20 protein-coding genes are annotated in these 19,312 nt (G+C 47.2%); 12 read left to right on the top strand and 8 right to left on the bottom strand.

Translation table 11 applies throughout. The annotated features are described in order from the left end of the window. The first annotated feature begins 4 nt into the window (after window positions 1-4). From mltG to FHP88_RS16450, 5 genes are read left to right on the top strand one after another with little or no spacing between them, the layout of a single operon-like run. The gene (gene mltG, locus FHP88_RS16470) at window positions 5-1,003 is read left to right on the top strand and encodes an endolytic transglycosylase MltG (protein ID WP_144360195.1); all 999 of its coding nucleotides are present in this window, start codon (window positions 5-7) and stop codon (window positions 1,001-1,003) included. 6 nt (window positions 1,004-1,009) lie between these two features. Then, window positions 1,010-1,660, top strand: a complete 651-nt coding sequence (gene tmk / locus FHP88_RS16465; RefSeq protein ID WP_144360194.1) for a dTMP kinase — start codon at window positions 1,010-1,012, stop codon at window positions 1,658-1,660. Further along, window positions 1,653-2,660: a DNA polymerase III subunit delta' gene (locus FHP88_RS16460; protein WP_144360193.1), complete on the top strand. Its 1,008-nt coding sequence runs from the start codon at window positions 1,653-1,655 to the stop codon at window positions 2,658-2,660. The genes tmk and FHP88_RS16460 overlap by 8 nt, the downstream gene beginning before the upstream one ends. 7 nt (window positions 2,661-2,667) lie before the next feature. Further along, window positions 2,668-3,027: a PilZ domain-containing protein gene (locus FHP88_RS16455; RefSeq protein ID WP_144360192.1), complete on the top strand. Its 360-nt coding sequence runs from the start codon at window positions 2,668-2,670 to the stop codon at window positions 3,025-3,027. Window positions 3,028-3,064: 37 nt separating this feature from the next. Further along, window positions 3,065-3,859 carry a TatD family hydrolase gene (locus tag FHP88_RS16450; protein ID WP_144360191.1) on the top strand — a complete coding sequence of 265 codons (795 nt, stop codon included), beginning with the start codon at window positions 3,065-3,067 and terminating at the stop codon, window positions 3,857-3,859. Between the two features lie 10 nt (window positions 3,860-3,869). On the opposite strand, the gene FHP88_RS16445 is transcribed toward FHP88_RS16450, so the two are convergent. Together FHP88_RS16445 and FHP88_RS16440 are read right to left on the bottom strand one after the other, a co-directional pair. Next, window positions 3,870-4,268, bottom strand: coding sequence for an acyl-CoA thioesterase (locus FHP88_RS16445; protein WP_144360190.1), 399 nt, complete (start codon window positions 4,266-4,268; stop codon window positions 3,870-3,872). Between the two features lie 71 nt (window positions 4,269-4,339). After that, entirely contained in the window at window positions 4,340-5,467 is a 1,128-nt protein-coding gene (locus tag FHP88_RS16440) for an aminotransferase class V-fold PLP-dependent enzyme (protein WP_144360189.1), read from the bottom strand. 79 nt (window positions 5,468-5,546) lie between these two features. On the opposite strand from FHP88_RS16440, the gene FHP88_RS16435 reads away from it, so the two are divergent. Continuing rightward, window positions 5,547-6,803 (top strand): PAS domain-containing sensor histidine kinase, encoded by a 1,257-nt coding sequence (locus FHP88_RS16435; RefSeq protein WP_144360188.1) that lies wholly within the window; start codon window positions 5,547-5,549, stop codon window positions 6,801-6,803. Between the two features lie 34 nt (window positions 6,804-6,837). On the opposite strand, the gene FHP88_RS16430 is transcribed toward FHP88_RS16435, so the two are convergent. From FHP88_RS16430 to glpD, 3 genes are all read right to left on the bottom strand, one after another. Beyond that, window positions 6,838-7,599, bottom strand: coding sequence for an ABC transporter permease (locus tag FHP88_RS16430; protein WP_144360187.1), 762 nt, complete (start codon window positions 7,597-7,599; stop codon window positions 6,838-6,840). Further along, window positions 7,596-8,522, bottom strand: coding sequence for an ABC transporter ATP-binding protein (locus FHP88_RS16425; protein WP_144360186.1), 927 nt, complete (start codon window positions 8,520-8,522; stop codon window positions 7,596-7,598). The genes FHP88_RS16430 and FHP88_RS16425 overlap by 4 nt, the downstream gene beginning before the upstream one ends. A gap of 337 nt (window positions 8,523-8,859) precedes the next feature. Further along, complete coding sequence (gene glpD / locus FHP88_RS16420; RefSeq protein ID WP_144360185.1) at window positions 8,860-10,377, bottom strand: glycerol-3-phosphate dehydrogenase; 1,518 nt, start codon at window positions 10,375-10,377, stop codon at window positions 8,860-8,862. Between the two features lie 85 nt (window positions 10,378-10,462). Between glpD and glpK the strand changes: the two genes are divergently transcribed. The 4 genes from glpK to FHP88_RS16400 all read left to right on the top strand — a co-directional run bounded on the left by glpK (window position 10,463) and on the right by FHP88_RS16400 (window position 14,335). Continuing rightward, window positions 10,463-11,956, top strand: a complete 1,494-nt coding sequence (gene glpK / locus FHP88_RS16415; protein ID WP_144360184.1) for a glycerol kinase GlpK — start codon at window positions 10,463-10,465, stop codon at window positions 11,954-11,956. Between the two features lie 76 nt (window positions 11,957-12,032). After that, entirely contained in the window at window positions 12,033-12,782 is a 750-nt protein-coding gene (locus FHP88_RS16410; protein WP_260843348.1) for an alpha/beta fold hydrolase, read from the top strand. Window positions 12,783-12,803: 21 nt separating this feature from the next. Next, complete coding sequence (locus FHP88_RS16405) at window positions 12,804-13,691, top strand: DMT family transporter (RefSeq protein ID WP_144360183.1); 888 nt, start codon at window positions 12,804-12,806, stop codon at window positions 13,689-13,691. Window positions 13,692-13,768: 77 nt separating this feature from the next. Next, on the top strand, window positions 13,769-14,335 hold the full coding sequence (locus FHP88_RS16400; protein ID WP_144360182.1) for a phosphoribosyltransferase: 567 nt from the start codon (window positions 13,769-13,771) through the stop codon (window positions 14,333-14,335). Here FHP88_RS16400 and FHP88_RS16395 read toward each other — a convergent pair. Further along, complete coding sequence (locus FHP88_RS16395; protein ID WP_144360181.1) at window positions 14,332-15,207, bottom strand: HDOD domain-containing protein; 876 nt, start codon at window positions 15,205-15,207, stop codon at window positions 14,332-14,334. The two genes, FHP88_RS16400 and FHP88_RS16395, sit on opposite strands and share 4 nt — an antisense overlap. Window positions 15,208-15,301: 94 nt before the next feature. On the opposite strand from FHP88_RS16395, the gene FHP88_RS16390 reads away from it, so the two are divergent. Next, window positions 15,302-15,991 (top strand): DUF3334 family protein, encoded by a 690-nt coding sequence (locus tag FHP88_RS16390; protein WP_144360180.1) that lies wholly within the window; start codon window positions 15,302-15,304, stop codon window positions 15,989-15,991. 35 nt (window positions 15,992-16,026) lie between these two features. On the opposite strand, the gene FHP88_RS16385 is transcribed toward FHP88_RS16390, so the two are convergent. Together FHP88_RS16385 and FHP88_RS16380 are read right to left on the bottom strand one after the other, a co-directional pair. After that, window positions 16,027-16,734, bottom strand: a complete 708-nt coding sequence (locus FHP88_RS16385; protein WP_144360179.1) for a hypothetical protein — start codon at window positions 16,732-16,734, stop codon at window positions 16,027-16,029. Between the two features lie 30 nt (window positions 16,735-16,764). Next, window positions 16,765-18,192: a PLP-dependent aminotransferase family protein gene (locus FHP88_RS16380; RefSeq protein ID WP_144360178.1), complete on the bottom strand. Its 1,428-nt coding sequence runs from the start codon at window positions 18,190-18,192 to the stop codon at window positions 16,765-16,767. A 186-nt stretch (window positions 18,193-18,378) separates the two neighbouring features. Here FHP88_RS16380 and FHP88_RS16375 point away from each other — a divergent pair, with 186 nt between their 5' ends. Then, a complete protein-coding gene (locus FHP88_RS16375; protein ID WP_144360177.1) occupies window positions 18,379-19,284 on the top strand; it encodes a DMT family transporter in 906 nt (301 codons plus the stop codon). Window positions 19,285-19,312 lie beyond the last annotated feature (28 nt).

Below are 19,312 nucleotides of genomic sequence, written 5' to 3'. Positions count from 1 at the left end.
TGTTATGATTCATCGTCTACTCGGAATCGTTATCCTTGGTGGCAGCTTTGCTATTGCCTGGTTCATGATGAGTATTAATACCTTTAGTGAACATCCCCTCGCATTGCCTGCCAGTGAGGTTACCTACCAAATCCCAACAGGCTCTTCTCTCTCTGCGGTTGCAATAGATTTGGAAAAGCGAGGCTATTTGGAGAGTGCCTTATATTTTCAGCTAATGACCCGATGGGAAGGACAGGCTGGAAATCTCAAGGCAGGGGAGTACACACTCAATAAGGGTATAACCCCTAAAGCACTTATCAATCTTTTCGTCTCAGGCAAAGTGAAGAGCCATGCCCTAACAATCGTGGAAGGGTGGACGTTTAAAGAATTGCTGGCTGCAGTAAACAGCCATGAGTCACTGAAACAGACGCTGGAAGGGCTCACCAGTCAGGAAGTCATGGTACGGCTAGGGTTGCCCGGTATAGAGCCAGAGGGGCGCTTTCTACCTGACACCTATCACTTTCCAAAGGGAACCACAGATAGCGAATTTTTAAAGCGGGCCTATAACTCCATGGAAACCTATCTTGCCAATGAATGGGCACAGCGTGAACAGGGGCTCCCGCTAAAGACACCTTATGACGCGCTTATACTCGCCTCCATTGTTGAAAAAGAGACCGGCCAGGCGGAAGAGCGTCCTGAGATAGCGGGTGTTTTCATACGGCGACTGCAAAAGGGCATGCTGTTACAAACCGATCCCACGGTAATCTACGGCATGGGCGATCGCTATAACGGCAATATACGGCGCCGTGATCTGCGGGAAGACACACCCTATAATACCTATGTACACAAGGGCCTGACGCCAACTCCGATCAGTTTGCCTGGTGCAGATGCCATCCATTCCGTGCTCCATCCAGCCAAGGGGAACACGCTCTATTTTGTGGCTAAAGGTAACGGCTATCATCAATTTTCTGCTACTTTGGCCGAGCACAACAGTGCAGTCAGAAAATATCAGCTAAAAAGATAAATCAGAATGACGATCAAACGTGGCAAGTTCATCACAGTAGAAGGAGGTGAAGGCGCAGGAAAGAGTTCAAACCTGGCCTTTATTCGTGATCTGTTGGAGCAGTCGGGTATCGAAGTGGTATTCACCCGCGAACCGGGTGGTACGGCACTGGGTGAGGATATTCGCGATCTCCTGCTGGGCCATAAGCATACCGGTATGGCCAGTGATACAGAACTGATGCTGATGTTTGCCGCACGAGCAGAACATTTGGCCCGATTGATTTTACCCGCATTGAATCAGGGGAAATGGGTACTCTGTGACCGTTTTACAGATGCCTCCTACGCCTATCAAGGCGGTGGGCGTGGTATTGATATGGAACGAATCAGACACCTTGAAACTTGGGTTCAACAAGGTATTGCCCCGGATTTAACCCTACTGCTGGATCTTCCCGTTCAGACCGGATTGGACAGAGCCGGTCTGCGATCTGAGCCTGACCGATTTGAAGTTGAGCAGAATGCCTTCTTTGAGCGGGTGAGGGCCACCTACCTGGAAATTGCCGAGCGTGATCAGCATCGCGTAAGAATCATTGATGCCGGAGTCTCATTGTCACAAGTTCAAAAACAGATTGAGCGGGCAATAACTGAATTTATTCAGGTGCAGGGCAATCTGAATGACTGAGCTAAACTTAATTAAGGATTACAAACTGTTGCCGTGGCAGATGGATCAATGGCAAAGGCTCTACGATGCTAAGCAGCGTGGTCGCCTTCCGCACGCCTTGCTGTTAACGGGCGGCGCAGGCCTTGGCAAGTCACATTTTGCCCATTTGCTGGCGGCATCGTTGTTATGCACCGATGTACAAGATAATGGAATGCCCTGTGGCGCCTGTAAAGCTTGCAGACTTGTTCAGGCAGATACGCACCCGGATTTTACCTTAATTACCCCTGAAGAGCCTGGAAAGGGGATCAAAATCGATGTCATCAGGGCATTCACACAGCGTGGTTCGCTCACTAGTCAGTCTGGGGGCTATAAGGCTATTATCATCGAACCGGCTGACGCATTGAACACGGCGGCGGCTAACAGCCTGCTCAAGACACTGGAGGAGCCCGTAGATCGCACGGTCATGATCCTGGTAACGGCTAATGCAGGAAGACTACCCGCGACTATTCGCAGTCGCTGCCAGCAGTATCACTTTATGCCACCGGATACAGCTATTGCTACCGAATGGCTCAATAATCGGCTAGAGGGTGCTGCTGATACGGCATTACTGCTCTCACTTGCTTCTGGTGCGCCCTTGCTGTCATTGGAATATGCCCATGATGGGGTACTCGCAGAACGAGCACAAATGATTCAGGAGCTTACGGCCATATTCAAAAAGACCGATGATCCCATCGGGATCGCGCAGCGCTGGAGTAATCTTGATCAAAAGAGTGTCGTTAAATGGTTTAGCGGTTGGGTGATTGATTTGATTCGGGTTAAGATCGCATCAGAATCTGCCGCTATTATTAATATTGACCAAAGGGAACGCTTGCAAGCGTTGTCCCGAAAGGTAAACTCTAAGAGATTATATGCACTCATGGATCGACTGTTTGAGGCGAATCGAACTCTTGGGGCACAATTGAACACACAGATGCAACTGGAAAGCCTGTTACTAGACTGGGCTGACATCGGAGTTGAGTGAAATAGGTATGTCCGTGACGAATGCACCGCCAGCAAGACAGGGTATTCTCTCTTTGACCATCAAAGACAAGAATGCCCTCTATGCAGCCTATATGCAGTATGTAAAGAATGGTGGTCTGTTTATACCTACCAATAAAAAATACAATCTGGGTGACGAAGTATTTATGCTCTTGACACTTATGGAAGAGACAGAGCGCATACCGGTTGCAGGTAAAATCATCTGGATTACCCCTGTTGGTGCTGAGGGGAACAGAGCGGCCGGTATTGGGGTGCAGTTCAGCGATCAGGATGGTGGTATGGCCAGAAACAAGATCGAGGGTTATCTTGCGGGTGCACTGAAATCTGAACGCCCGACACACACGATGTAATCTACGGGCTTTTTTCCGCGCCCATAAGAGTTTTGTAATGCTTGTTGATTCCCATTGTCATCTGGACAGGCTGGACCTGACCCCGTTTAAAAATCAATTCGATAATTTGATTGAATCCACCCGAACAGCCGGCGTCGGGCATATTCTTTGTGTCTGTATTGACCTTGAAAGCTATCCATCCATGCTTAAATTAGTGGAAAAATATCCTGATATCTCGATATCGGTAGGTGTTCACCCTAATGATCATGATCGCCAGGAACCAACCCCTGATCAGTTGGCAGAATTAGCTAAACACGGAAAGAATGTGGCCATAGGTGAGACGGGACTGGATTATTTTCGCAGCGACGGTGATCTGGATTGGCAGCGCGAACGCTTCAGAAATCATATTGTCGGTGCCAAACTGGCACAGAAACCATTGATTATTCATACCCGTGCGGCCAAGGCCGATACCATCCAGGTCATGAAAGAGGAGGGTGCGCAAACCGTCGGTGGGGTAATGCACTGTTTTACTGAAGATTGGGAAATGGCCAAGCAGGCACTGAATCTGGGTTTTTATATCTCATTTTCAGGCATTATTACCTTTAACAGTGCAGTTGACTTGAGGGAAGTCGCCAAAAAGGTACCCGCAGATCGCATCTTAATAGAGACGGATGCGCCCTACTTAGCGCCCATCCCTCATCGCGGAAAATCCAATCTGCCAATGTACGTCAGTCACGTTGCAGATAAAATAGCCGAATTACGTGGTGTCTCACGTGAGGCTGTTGACGAGCTAACCACTCAGAATTTCTATAATCTCTTTCAAGCAGCCAATAGAGCACCGAGCAGTGTGTGACTCGGGGTGCTTATAGTAATTTTTTGGGCTTGGAATGTTCATCCAGACCAACATAGGTGATTGATGCCACTGCAACCCTTCCGACTGTGTGAGGGTTTCGGTCTCTCTCCGCGTAGACCTCCACCTTTACGCGTATTGAAGTAGTACCCATGCGTTCGATCTCCGCATAGCAGCTGACCAAATCGCCAACATGAACCGGCTTTTCAAATTGAAAGTCATGCACCGCGACAGTCACCACACGCGCATCGGCCACCTGCATAGCCACAATACTGCCGGCGATATCTACTTGTGACATCAGCCAGCCACCAAAAATATGACCCGAGGGGTTAGTGTCAGCAGGCATAGCAAGTACTCTCACCGTGAGCTGCCGTTCACCTGGATTTCTTTCTTCGATAGGGTATTTGCTCATAAATGGCTCTAACATTAAGTAGTAATATTTATATTATACAGTATGTTATATCGTATATATAATCCTATATATTATATTATAATCTCATCGACAATCTGCATAGCACGGGCTAATTCATCCCTGCTTATATAGAAATGGGGTGAAAAACGAATACCACCACCCCGAGGAGCACAGATTACTCCTCGGCTCATTAACTCTTTATAGATGCGCTGATGATCACCCCCTTTTACCTGGAATGTCACAATCCCGGATACCCTTTCTTTATCAGTACTGCTGATCAATTTCAATTGAGGATGAGATAGGATTAACTCATTCAAATACATACTGTTATGCAAAATGGCTGAGGATATTTGTTCCAGCCCCACCTCCTTAATGAGCGAAAGACTGCTATAGAGGGCATGAATTCCCAACATGTTGGGACTACCGCACTCGAACCGTCGGGCTGTCTTGGCTGGTGTTGTTTCCATGCTGTCATAGTCACCCACAGGTTCGACCATATGCCAGCCGAATTGGTGGAGTTTCATGTTGTTGCGCAGTTCAGGGTTAACATAGAGTAGGGCAATGCCCTCTGGTCCTAACATCCATTTATGACCATCCGCCACAACAAAATCGGCCCCGATGCTCTGTACATCAAACTCAAAAGCCCCGAGACTTTGAATAGCATCAACACAAAGCAGGATCCGATTCTGCCTGCAAAACTCACCGATCCTTAGCAAATCAGTTCTCAGGCCAGATGCATACTGAACAGAACTTACACTGATGAGACGGGTATGTTCGTCACACTGCTTCAAAAGTGCCTCTTCAGGGTTTTCGGCTGAATCCAGATCAAACAATCGACATTCAACGCCATACGGCTCAAGCATCTGCCATACGAGTCTATTAGAGGGGAACTCCTGCTGATAAATGACCACATTGTCTCCGGCGCTCCAGTCGAGCCCGAACGCAATGGTTGAGAGGGCCTCAGATGTGCTTTTTTGTAGGGCAATGTCATCGACAGAAGGCGCATTGATCAACCAACTGAGATGGGTTCGTAGTGCCTCTTCAATCTTTAACCATTTAAGATAGTGAGTAGCACCTTGTGAAGCATTCTCTTGCGCAAACTGGCTTACCGCTAATGCCGTTCTGGCGGGCCAGGGTGCTACAGCTGCATGGTTTAGATAGATCAAGTTGTCATTAAGGGAAAACTCTTTACTGTACATGTTATTGTCCAATTTTAAGTACAAAACAGATTAGCTGGTCTACACTTCTCCTATCCACCACACAAATTATAAGGAATAAATGGACGTATCACATCATGAATATGATGGATTAATTAAAAATATCAAGGAATTGAAAGAAAAACTTCAAGCAACAGAAGAACATTTAAAGGTGCTATCTGACGTGAGTCTTGATTGGTTTTGGGCGACAGATGACAAAATGCGATTTACCGAGGTTAGTGGTCGTTATTTCGAAATTACGGGTGTTCCGGCTAACGATGTGATTGGGAAAACGCGCTTCGATCTGGTTCCTGAAAAAGAGCAGAATAGACGCCCTGAGCTGTGGAAGAAACACTTGGAGGACTTGCAGAACAGGCGACCATTCCGAAATTTTGAGTACGGAATTCAAGGCATTCACAGCTTAACACGCTACGTCCGTATTAACGGAAAGCCAGTTTTCTCATCTCAGGGTGATTTTTTAGGTTATGTGGGTACAGGGACTGATGAAACAGAACGCATAGAAACGCAAATTGCTCTCGAACAAACCAAAGTCGAACTTCTTCAGTCGGAAAAACTGGCTTCAATAGGGCAACTTGCAGCAGGTGCAGCCCATGAAATCAATACCCCCATCGGGTTTATAAAACTCAATCTCCAAGCCCTTGATGAATACACGACGGACCTTCTAAGACTGATAGAAAAACAGCAGGAGATTTTGAAAGACAATAAACTTTCTTTAAATCCAAAGTTAGTCGCGCTAGAGCAGGAAGTGGAGCTGGATTACATCAAAGAAGACCTTCCCTCATTAATACAACAATCAAATGAAGGAATTAATAAAATTAGTTATATAATCAATCAATTAAGAGAACATTCTTCATCCGATGATGAACAGTACTCAATGGTTGATATCAATCAAATTCTTAAACATTCAATTTCTGAGATCACACCAGCCTGTACCGAAAAAAACATTAAAGTTTGTTGGGAATTGACTGAGCTTCCATTAATGAAGGGATTAGCTCATCAGCTGGAACAACTCTTCATAAATCTGCTAAAAAATGCTGAGCAGTCTATTACTGACAATGGCATTATCAACATTGCAACCCGTATAAAGCATGCCGATACAGTGATTCAAGTTGAAATACACGACAACGGGAAAGGGATGGACGCAGATGTAGCAAGAAGAATCTACGATCCTTTTTTCACTACGAAGGAGGTTGGTGAAGGATCTGGGCTTGGTTTGTCAATGGCGCAAGGCATTATACAATCACATCAGGGCAGTATAAGCGTCGAGAGTGAACCAGGTGTAGGTACCGTTTTTCGACTGGAAATACCTTACACGTAATAGGCTTTCAGTACTAATCGACTCGTCTCAATTATTACTGTTTAAGGCGATACCCTGTTTTAAACATCCACCACACGACCCCCGAGCATATTCCCAAAAACAATAGAATGACGCCCAGACTAATGCCTACATGGACATCTGAAACCCCAAAAAAACTCCAGCGAAAGCCACTCACCAGATAGAGTACGGGATTAAATAGGGTAACGGTTTGCCACACCGGGGGTAACATACTCACTGAATAAAACGTCCCGCCTAGAAAAACCAGTGGAGTAATGATTAATAAGGGTACCACCTGTAGCTTTTCAAAGTTGGTTGCCCACAATCCGATAATAAAACCCAGCAGACTGAATGAGACGCAGGTAAGGACTAGAAACAGGACCATCCATACTGGGTGATCTATACGTAACTCAACAAAAAAGCTGGCGGTAATCAAAATGATCGCGCCTAGAATGAGAGACTTTGATGCGGCGGCTCCAACATATCCCAGTAGAATTTCAAAGAACGAGATCGGTGCTGACATAACCTCATAAACCGTTCCGCTGAATTTCGGAAAAAAGATACCGAAGGACGCATTCGAAACGCTTTGTGTCAGTATCGATAGCATCATCAAGCCAGGCACAATAAATAACCCGTAGGTTACGCCCTCAACTGACTGTATACGTGACCCGATAGCTGAACCAAACACAATAAAATAGAGTGCAGTTGAAATTACAGGTGATGCAATACTCTGGAACAGGGTATTCCAGGTTCTTAACATCTCATATTTGTAGATAACTTTTACTGCCTGTATGTTCATCGGTCTGCCTGCACCAGATTGACAAAGATATCCTGCAGTGAACTTTGTGTTGTGTTGAGGTCTTTCATGGATATCCCAGCGTTATGCATATCCTGGAGTAGTGCAGTGATACCGGTGCTTTTACCCTGAGTGTCATAGGTATAAATCAGTTCATGACCATCATCAGAAAGGTGAAGCGCATGTGAAGCCATCGACGCAGGTATCTTATTAATCGGTTCCTTGAGTTCTATAATCAATTGTTTACGACCAAGTTCCTGCATCAAGTTGACTTTATCATCAACCAGTAAGAGTTCTCCGTCATTGATAACACCGACACGATCGGCGATCTGTTCTGCCTCTTCGATGTAATGCGTGGTCAAGATGATAGTGACACCAGAGTCGCGTAGTTTGTTCACGATTTGCCACATATCTTTACGTAACTCAACATCAACCCCGGCCGTAGGCTCATCCAGGAACAGGATATTCGGCTGATGAGAAAGCGCCTTGGCAATCAGCACTCGGCGCTTCATACCACCCGATAGCGCCCGCAGTTCGCTATCCTTCTTATTCCACAACGACAGATCCTTGAGTAATTGCTCTAGATAAGCGTCATCCGGTTTTTTACCAAACAGACCTCGGCTAAAGCGTAACGTATCAAAGACCCGGTCAAATGCAGCCAGGGTGAGCTCCTGGGGTACTAGTCCAATCTGCTCGCGGGCGTGTCGATAGTTTTCAATGATATCAAAACCATTTACCGCTACCGTTCCAGAGGTGGGTGACACCAGTCCACATATCACTGAAATCAGTGTGGTTTTACCCGCGCCATTGGGGCCGAGCAGGGCGAGTATTTCGCCTTTATTGATGTCGAGATTGACCCGTTTAAGCGCCTGATGGCCACCTTCATAGGTTTTGCTAAGATTCGATATTGAAATAATGCTTGTCATGGTCGAATGATACGGCATGTTTGATATAAATAGTTAATAGGCAGAAATAACTGGGATCAGTGAAAAATTTAAATAGGGGTGGTTTTTACTTCGTCATCCGAGTAACGCTACGTAAAATCTATGGTATCTATACACACAAGCATTATCAGATTTCACGTAGCGTGAGCGCAAAACAAAGATATTTCAATACATAAGGTTTTCATGGAGATCACAGATTTTCATCTGCGATGTCAAACACCACACTGGATATAGAGGATTGTATCTCGTTTCATAATTGCGCATAATACATATTATGTTAAATGTTAAACCTACCCAATTACAATGCCGTGAATAGAGTCTATCCACTTGCCTTGCTGTTACTGTTAATCCAATTTTCAAGCTTGCCTACCTCTTCTGCAGTCAATCTCAATCCCTGCTTGGTCCTTCTCCAAAGAATGTCTTCAGCACTCTCGGCATATTCATAGGTTATCAGATAGCGTACTTCTCTTTCATAGAGCTCTCCGCCAAAGTGATCACCTAAATCAGCTTCTGATGCACAGCCATCAAGTAGTTGATGAATGCAGGTTCCATAATGGCCTGCGTAATCTAACAACAGTTTTTTGTTTAACCACGGATAGCGTCTACTGCACTGACTTAGAAACAGGCCGAAGTTGCCATTGGCGATATCCCCGCCAGGCAGATGACTGGACGAGGTCCAGGCGGTGCCTTCAATCTTCATGCACTCTGAGAGCATGTCCAATACCTCCTCTGCCAGTTTGCGATAGGTGGTGATTTTCCCCCCGTAGATTGAGAGAATCGGTGCCTGCCTTTGGTCAAGATGCAGATTGTAATCGCGGGTAACTTTCGAGGCGTTGCTAGCTGCGTCATCATAGAGTGGTCTCACGCCGCTGAAACTCCACACAACACTTTCTGGATCAATGGGTTTACGGAAATATTCACTCACGGCACGACAAATGTAATCCACCTCGCCCTGATTAATGGCGACAATTTCAGGCAGCTTATCCAGTTCGATATCGGTGGTACCCAGTAAGGTATAATCATGCTCAAAGGGAATCGCGAAGAGTACGCGACCATCCGTGTGTTGAAAAATATAGGCGTAATCGTGATCAAATAATTTTGGGACCACGATATGACTCCCTTTTACAAAACGCACACCGTGAGTTTCGTCGGCATTGATACCCAGACTCAATACCTTCTCTACCCAAGGACCGGCTGCATTTACAACGGTTTTGGCCTGTACTTCAAATGTGCCACCGTCTCTCTCATCCTTTAGCGTTGCACACCAGTGTTTACCGTGGCGTATCAATGATATGCATCGAGTATGTGTACGGATGGTTGCGCCTCGAGCTTCCGCATCCATTGCTGAGAGCACTACGAGCTTGGCATCATGCACCCAGCAGTCTGAATACTCAAAGCCTGCGCTGTAACGCTCTTTTAATAGTAACCCTGCAACATGATTTTTAAGATCAACGCCATTCGAGGATGGAAGTAGTTTGCGCCCGCCTAGATGATCATAAAGAAACAGGCCAATGCGGATCATCCACTTTGGGCGCAGTGCCTTGTGATGGGGCAAGATGAAACGCATGGGGTGAATAATGTGAGGAGCCGAGCGTAATAAGACTTCACGCTCCTGCAGGGCGTGATGAACCAATTTAAAGTCATACAACTCGAGATAACGCAATCCACCGTGGATTAATTTGGTACTGGCTGAGGATGTATGCTGTGCCAAATCATCCTTTTCACACAGATAGACCTGCAATCCCCTGCCTGCCGCATCCCGAGCAACGCCAACACCATTGATCCCTCCTCCGATTACCAGGAGGTCAAACTGCGGTGTTTGTGTCTCTTGTGTCATACGATATCATCCTACAGATGATCTACTATAGTATGTCCTTTATACATCAATACTATAGCGTCACTATACTAAGGTGGTCTATTTCATGTCTTTGAACCCACTGATTCTCAGCATTGACCAAGGCACCACCAGCTCTCGGGCAATCCTGTTTGAAAAAAACGGCCAGTCACGTTTTACCGCACAGCTGGAATTCAGACAGATTTTTCCTCAGTCAGGATGGGTTGAACATGATCCTGAGGAGATCTGGTCAACCACCCTGTCCGTAACGCGTGAGGCGATTGCGGCCAGCAAAAACATGGGTAGACCCATTGCATCCATCGGTATCACCAACCAACGCGAAACCACCGTGGTGTGGGAGCGAGGCAGTGGCAAACCGATCTATAACGCCATCGTCTGGCAGGACAGGCGAACTGCTGCGCAGTGCAACCAACTGAAGCAAGAAGGCCACGAGCAAACCGTTAAGGATAAAACAGGTCTGTTGTTGGATCCCTATTTTTCAGGGACCAAGATTGCCTGGATTCTGGATAACGTAGCGGGTGCAAGGGACAAAGCTAACCAGGGTGATCTTGCTTTTGGCACTGTAGACAGTTTTCTTTTATGGCGATTAACTCACGGCACACAACACACTACCGACGCCACTAATGCGGCCCGTACTCTGCTGTTTAACATTCATACAAACCGCTGGGATGAAGAATTATTATCACTGCTGAATGTCCCCTCTTCTGTACTGCCTGAGGTTAAAGATTGTTCTGCACAATTCGGTCAAACCAGTAAAGCGCTACTGGGAGAATCTCTACCTATCTGCGGCATGGCAGGTGATCAACAGGCCGCTGCCTTTGGCCAGGCCTGCTTTCAAACCGGGATGACCAAGAGCACCTATGGCACAGGTTGCTTTGTGCTGATTAATACCGGTGAGACGCCCATTGCATCCAACAATAGGCTGCTGACAACTGTGGGTTATCGACTCAATGGCGAGACCTCCTATGCAACTGAAGGCTCAATCTTTGTGGCCGGTGCAGCAATTCAATGGCTAAGAGATGGACTTGGATTAATCAAGAGTGCCGAAGAGACAGAGGCTATCGCCCAAACAACTGAACACAATCAAGGTGTTTATATGATTCCAGCATTTACTGGTCTGGGTGCACCACATTGGGATGCTGATGCTCGAGGGGCATTGTTTGGATTAACCCGCGGCACTGGGATTAAAGAGATCGTCAGGGCTACACTGGAATCAGTCTGTTATCAAACCAATGATCTGTTCTGTGCCATGACCGATGACGGCATTCACCCAACTCATCTACGAGTCGATGGCGGTATGGTCAGGAATGACTGGCTCTGTCAATTTCTGACAGACATCCTTGAGATAACCGTACAACGCCCAATGCAGACAGAAACAACGGCACTCGGTGCGGCCTATTTGGCAGGGCTACAGTGCGGTGTTTATGACTCATTCGAGGATCTTGAAGATAATTGGGTGGAAGAGGCAACCTTTTCTCCGAGCATGGATCAGGATCTCAGGCTCGAACTCATACATGGATGGGATAAGGCCATACGACGGGTGCGCAGCGATTATCAATAAACCGCTCTATTCTCGGTTGAAATAGCTCCCCTGACGCGTATGATTCCATACTTCTTCTGGCTTGAGATAACACCCAGTGAAACAACAGACCACCCTCTTTCTTGATCTGCAAAATGATAAGCGAATCGCCTATCAGAAAAGTGAGGGTGATGGCCCAGGGGTGCTCTTTTTTGGTGGCTTCAAATCGGATATGACGGGCACCAAGGCCGTTGCCATTGAGCAATGGTGCCAGACGCATCACCGTGCCTTTGTTCGCTTTGATTATTCGGGACACGGTCAATCTTCAGGCTCGTTTGAATCTGGAACCATTGGTGAATGGTTGAGTGATGCATTAGCAGTGCTGGATGAATTAACAGAAGGCCCACAGATTCTGATTGGCTCCAGCATGGGCGGTTGGCTTTCACTGCTGGCAACAATAGCAAGGCCACAACGCGTCCATGCGTTGATGACTTTGGCCTGCGCTACTGACTTTACCCAGAGATTGTTAATGCCCATGTTTTCACAGGAACAGAAACAACAACTGATTGAGGGCGGGAGTGTACTCATACCCTGCGATTATGATGATAAAACACCCTACCCGATTACCCAGAACTTAATCGAAGAGGGACAGCAACACATGCTATTGGACGGCCCCATTCCCATACGCTGTCCCGTCAGGTTGTTTCATGGCATGCAAGACCCCGATGTTCCCTGGGATTTCAGCCGTAAAACATGCGAACGGCTGGAGAGTCACGACGCCACCCTCACGCTGATCAAGCAAGGTGATCACCGACTGTCAGAGCCTGCACACCTGCAACTCATACTGAATAGTCTGAGCCAACTCTAACAGTGCGCTGTGTGACCTAGCATGAAACAACAGTCGAAAGCCTATCTCTTTGGCCTATGCGCCGTACTGCTCTGGTCAACGGTTGCAACAGCTTTCAAATTGTCGCTGCGCCATATGGAGCCCATACAGCTGCTGTTTTATGCCAGCATTTCATCGACACTGGTACTTTTTCTGGTGTTGGTTATTCAGGGGCACCTCACCCTGTTAAGGAATACGCCACGCAAAGCGTTACAGTTTTCGGCTGCTATGGGGTTACTCAATCCTGCACTCTATTATTGGGTGCTATTCAAGGCCTATGATCTATTGCCGGCCCAGGAGGCGCAGCCGCTTAATTACACCTGGGCCATTACCCTGTCGATCTTGGCCGTTCCGTTGCTTAAACAACATCTGCGGAAAATTGATCTGTTGGCGATCGGCGTCAGCTATTTTGGTATCCTGGTTATTGCTACGCATGGATCACCCCTCTCACTCCATTTTAGTGACGGATTCGGAGTATCACTTGCATTAGGCAGTACGCTAATCTGGTCACTGTTCTGGATTTTCAATACCCGCAGCCATATCGAACCGGTTGTAGGACTTTTTCTGAATTTCCTCTTTGCCCTGCCTTTCATTGCTTTAATTACCTGGGCAACTACCGGGTTCATGATCGAATCAATTGATGGCCTTTATGGTGCGGCCTATGTTGGCGTGTTCGAAATGGGCATCACCTTTGTCCTCTGGTTGAAAGCACTGAGATTGACTGATAACGCGTCGAAAGTAGCCAATTTGATTTTTCTCTCGCCTATCCTCTCGCTGTTTCTGATTCATTTTATTGTTGGTGAAGATATCCATTGGTCAAGTGGTTTGGGGCTTCTGCTGATCATTGCTGGTAACGCCTTACAACAGGTGGGCAAACGCTCGGTTGCTTAAGGGCGTTGCTAATAATGGGTTGCCTCAGCGTGTGAATGGGGCTAGTTTTTATACTTCGTTTATAATCAGAATCAGATATGACTGACAAATACTACATTACTGCACAGGATCTACTGACGGATTCATTTCGCCTGGGTATTGATATCCTGCAAAGTGGATTCAAACCCGATTTTATTGTCGGTGTATGGCGAGGAGGCACGCCGGTGGGCATTGCTGTGCAAGAGATTCTGGATTATTTTGATATCAAATCAGACCACATCGCCATACGTACATCGTCGTACACGGGCATTGGACAGCGCACTAAAGAAGTACGCGTACATGGATTAGGCTATCTGATTCGTAATATGAATTATGATAGCGCGCTGTTGATTGTTGATGATGTATTTGATTCTGGTTTAAGCCTGCAGGCGATCCTCGACACGCTTCGCTCAAAAAGCCGACGCAATATGCCTAAAGATATCCGCATTGCTACCCCCTGGTATAAGCCCGGCAATAATCAGACGACATTGAAGCCTGACTACTATATCCATGTTACGGATCAATGGTTGGTATTTCCGCATGAGATGAAAGGCTTGGAGATGCAGGAGATACTGGCAAATAAGCCGGAGATGCAAGCCCTGTTTGAGAGTAAGGGGTTGGTCTAAGTCGACTGGTTCCGTCGCCCGTTGGACACCGATTGCTCCATCAGAATCGAGTAAAGTTCCCTCACTTCACCGCTGATCTCTGCGATCGCCTGGTCACATTGCTTCGGTGTTAAACCAGTGAATTGCCAGACACTCGGCACAATCTGTTCTTTCGCCTGATCAAGATCGCCATCCCAAACCAGGGCGTCAGCCAATATGTTGGAGATATAGATTATGTAGCACTCAAGATTATCGCGGGTTGATTGCTCGGGAGCGTGATGCCAACGGATAGCGGATTGGATGGGAATTGGAAAGCCCCAGGCGGAGGCCAATTCGTAGCCAACATCCAAATGCGTAAACCCCAGCACTTCACGCTCGGCTGTTGCAATCAGATCATCGCGCCCTTTACTGATCAGCATTATATCCCGCGATTCATTTGGAAGTTGCTGCAACATTAATAGACGGCCAATATCGTGTAACACACCCATCAAAAAAAGCCGCTCTGGATGCAAAACCTGACAGGTCCGCGCCAGGTTTCTGGCCAGGACACCACACGTAATAGAGCTGTGCCAGAAGGTTTCCATGTTAATCAGATTGCGCGGAATACCGCCAAAGACCCCACAAGCAGCCGTTAGCATGGCCAAGTCACGCAACTCTTTTGTGCCGATTATGGTAATGGCGCGGGAGATGGTATCGATCTTTCCTGGAAAGCCGTAAAAGGCACTGTTAACGATCTTCAACAAGCGTGCACTGAGCGCCGCATCCTGACTGATTACTTGCCCCATTTCATCGGACGAACTCTTCGGGTCATCGGCTAACTGATTGATTCGTATGCATACCTCCGGCAAAGAGAGGAGCTCTCCTGCTTCAGTAATGAGTTGTTGTGGTGTCATAGGGTGTGTATCGTTTTCAAGAATTCAGCCGTGCCGCCGCTATATCTTATCTACAATATATAGCATAACTAAAAGAATACGAGGTTTTATCTCGATGGCAAAAACAAAAATTGTTTCGACAGACGATATCCTACTGATGCTTTGTAAGTCTGTCACCTCAGTACTCACTACAGCCACCTCCAATGAGATCGGTTATTCGGCCATGGTTCAGAAGATTAATCGAACCTGTCTCAAGCCGGATATTGGCTGTTTTGTGCTATTTGATGGGGGATTTTCTGGGCTGGTCGTGATTAATTTTACTGCGGGCGCTGCACTCGAACTCTATCAAGCCTATCTCTCAAATATGGGTATTCCACGTGAAGAACTAGCGGTAAGTCATACCTCCGATGAGGTGGGTAATGTGCTGGGTGAGTTGATGAACCAGATGATTGGTGATTTCATCAGTAATGTAGGCAAACAGCTACAGACACCAATCAATCAAAACCAGCCGAAGATGCTGACCATCAATAAAGAGGTTCTACTATCGATCAACACCAATCTTGATCGCCCTCAGGCAAGACGAGTGACGTTTACCACTGAGCGTAATAATATTTTCTATCTGGAACTGGCAATGGACAAGACTGAGTTCATCCAGCTTCATGAATTTGAACAGCAAGAAGACTTTGATCCAGACGATATTCTTGAAGGTGAGGCGAACAAGCGTGCTGCGCTTGCTCGGGAAACTCCAGCGGCTGATGAGGCGTCTTCCGATTCAGATAACCTGCTGGATGAATTAGGTATTTGAATAAATTATATGCAGTAACAACGGAGCATTGTTTGTTACTGCATACCTTCGGTCTCTAGACTGCTTTCAGCATCCAACGACACGGCTAACGCCGTCGATTTTTCCAGCAAATCCTCCAGGTATTCGAGTCGCTTTAGCGATACATGAATCTTCTCCCGCAGGTCTTCGCACGGATCGTCGAGGATGTAGAGCATATCTTCATGGAAAAAGACCTCAAAACTATCCAGGTAGCGCACATCTTTATTCTTATCCAAGACTAAGTTATCGAGCCCATAGAGATCGATTACTTTATGATCGACTTCTCTGATCCGCTTCACAATGTCTAGAAACAGACAGAGCTGACGGCGCGCCTTGGGTAATTTGGCCATCAGCGGGATGGCATCTTCGGCAACGGCAGGGTTCGCCAGATTGAACCAGGGAGTAAATGCACGGGCAAAGACCAGGATGTTGTGTTCACCATCTACGCGTGTTCGCACAAATATCGCCTCGGGAATGATATCGTGCAGCAGTGTTTTCAATTGCGAGTAGTCTCGCCGATAGATCTTCGCTTCCATCGGCGTACAGCTCAACGTATGGCGTTTTATTACCATATCAAAGGTACGATTCTTCTCTTTTTCAAAGTGATATCCGGCCGTTTGCCAAACATCACAATGTGCACCCACGGTTGAGATTAACGTCACTCGTAAATTCTCTGTATCGAGACATCCGATATCGGCGGGCAGGCGTGCATCTTCTTTGGCCATTACAAACGACCTACTGCGTACAACTCTTTACTATTTATCATAACTTAATACATTAATAATACTGTTTATCTTTTTGAATATACTTGTATATTTGTCTTTATCATTGATGCAAGAGTAATTAATCCTGAGAAAATGATCAAATTGCCCCTGGGTACCAAAAAGCGATCCTGGTGCGGTACTTATCCCCTGCTTCATCAGCTCAGTATACAGATGACTGGAGTTGACGTTATCAGGTAATGCTACCCAGCAGTGAAATCCGCCTCGAGGAATATTCACAAGTGACATGCTCGGAATATGTCGGCTGATGCTATCCAGGGTAAAGTCCCGCCGCTCCTTATAGCAGTGAGTGATCCGCTTTAAATGCCTGGAAAATCGACTGCCAGACAAAAAATCTGCAGCGGCCGCCTGTATCTGTCCCCGTCCTGCCATGGTCGTCACATATTTTCGATAGCAGAGCTGTTCGCTGTATCGACCCGCCGCCACCCATCCCAATCGAAGATCGGAATCGAGACTCTTAGACAATGAAGAGCAGAGTAACACGCGGCCCTCATGATCCCATGAGCGTACACTTCTGGGGCGGTTTTTTTCATAGCTCAGATCACCAAAGACATCGTCTTCAATGATTGGAATATCATAAGGACGGGTCAAGGCCAGCAACCGTCTGGCTGACTCTTCAGGCATCACTTGACCTTGTGGATTATTAAACGTGGGATTAATCAGTACCGCTTTTATAGGCCAGTGTGCCAGCGCCTGTTCGAGCATGTCCATGTCCATACCCAGTATGGGATCGGCCGGTATCTCAATGATCTGCATGCCCAACACTTCAAGACATTGCAGTGTGCCGTAGAAACTCGGCGCCTCAACGACAACAATCTCTCCTGGCTTTACCACGGTTTGCAGGGCCAGGCTCAGCGCCTCCTGACAGCCATTGGTGATAACAATCTCTTCTGGATCAACAACGGCGGAAGAGCGCGCCATATGTCTGGCCAACTGCTGACGCAAACCGGCATGCCCGGGCGGGACTTCATATTGGGTGAGTTTGACCTCTTCCTTGCGGGCAATGCGTTGCTGACGATTATAGATCCGCCGAAAGGATTGTAGTGCCGGAAACTCCCCGCTGGGATGAGCACTCCCAAGCGGAGCCAGCATGCGTGAAGCGGCAGAACGCACCACGGAGAGTGCCAATTGATCGTGGCGTGGTGTCGATGGCATCAGATTGTTGATAAGGGACGATTTCTCCTCACTTGGGATAGGGGAGATGACAAAAAAACCGGCCCTGTCTCTGGATGCCACCAAGCCCATTTCAGTCAGACGCTCATAGGCTTGAATGACGGTATTTCGGCTAACAGCTCTTTGTGAGGATAAATCACGAATTGAGGGTAATGACTGTCCCGGTCGCAAGACACCCGATTGGATTTGGACCTGAATCTGCTCGATAAGCTGTTGATAGAGGTGCACTGAATCACCGTCTCTTGGATATTAAAAATGGCTAAACTGTACAGTCTAGAATAGGTACAAAATGAATGTTTCGCAATTAGATAGGGTTTTTAACCTATCTGTACCCTACTATTTATCGCATAACTGCCCCTACAGCTTCGAACTGCCCCCCTTTATATTCTTACCATTGTGATATGGAATTGAGTAATGTTGCCACCACACCTCATTAGATGGATCCCCTTCCTGTTCGTCCTCCTATGGAGTACGGGGTTCATTGGCGCCAAATATGCGCTTCCGTATGCTGAACCTTTTACGGTGCTGGCCATACGCATGTACATCACGCTGGGGGTTTTTCTAGCCCTGATTAAGATCTACCGACCGAGATGGCCAAACCCTACTGAAACCGCGCACTCCATGGTTGTTGGCGCACTGGTACACGGGGCTTATCTGGGGGGAGTATTTGCCGCCATAAATGCGGGAATGTCTGCGGGTCTTTCCTCGTTATTGGTAGGTTTACAACCGATACTTACGGCGTTGATTGCCTGGGGCTGGATGGGTGACAGGATCAGTAAGAAACAGCTGGCCGGGTTGCTATTGGGTATTGCTGGCGTGTCGATCGTTTTACTACTCGGTAAATCCACTAATAACGCACTGCATGTGACGACAGTATCGCTGTTGTTTGCCTTGATGGCCTTGTTTGGAATTACCCTAGGGACGCTGTATCAAAAACGCTTCTGCGGAAAGATTGATCTCCTGCCCGGTACTTTCTATCAGTATTTGGCGAATGCCATCATTATGTCTTGCCTGTCACTGTTGTTCGAAACAGGCGAGGTCCAATGGGAACCGCAATTCATTATCGCCCTGCTCTGGCTCGTGTTTGGGCTCTCTCTCAGCGCCATCCTATTGCTCATGCTGATGATCCGCGAAGGCGAGGCCACAAAAGTGGCGGCCTATTTTTACCTAACACCTCCCGTCACCGCGTTACTCGCGTGGATCCTGTTTGATGAGCAGTTAACCCCCTGGGGTGCCGCCGGCGTCTGCCTGACGGCCTACGGCGTGTATCTGGTTATTCGCAATACATCACCTCGCATCAAAAACGTCACTGAAGAATAAAGCCATGGTGTTGGCCATGGCTTTATTT

Source organism: Sedimenticola selenatireducens (genome assembly GCF_007625115.1).
GTDB classification, from domain to species: Bacteria; Pseudomonadota; Gammaproteobacteria; order Chromatiales; family Chromatiaceae; genus Sedimenticola; species Sedimenticola selenatireducens_A.
The sequence above is the reverse complement of the archived record's forward strand: the minus strand, read 5'-3'. Positions and strand labels throughout refer to the sequence as shown.